General features: G+C 36.3%; 1 pseudogene. It reads left to right on the top strand.

Annotation, left to right across the window (positions count from 1 at the left end):
- Nucleotides 1-311, top strand: a pseudogene (locus KMHG_RS19215) (IS200/IS605 family element RNA-guided endonuclease TnpB); the annotation flags it as partial.

Raw genomic sequence — 311 nt, 5'->3', positions numbered from 1 at the left:
CAGTGTGGCATTACAAGCCTCCTACGAAAATTTAATAGATGCTTTTAAACGTTTCTTTAAAGGGCAAAACAAATACCCTCGTTTCAAAAGTAAAAAGAATCCGGTTCAAAGTTATACAACGAAAAATATAAACAACAATATTGCGATTGTCGGCAATCAAATGAAATTACCAAAGCTTGGACTCGTAAAATTTGCGAAATCGCGTGATATTGAAGGTCGTATTATGAGAGCGACCATTAAATACAATGCGAGTGGCAAGTTTTACGTGTCGATCCTCTGTGAAGTCCCAGACTTTAAACCATTCCCTAAAA

Source organism: Kurthia massiliensis, assembly GCF_000285555.1.
In the GTDB taxonomy this organism is placed as follows: Bacteria; Bacillota; Bacilli; order Bacillales_A; family Planococcaceae; genus Kurthia; species Kurthia massiliensis.
Note: the sequence above shows the minus strand (reverse complement) of the source record. Positions and strands in the feature narration are given on the sequence as shown.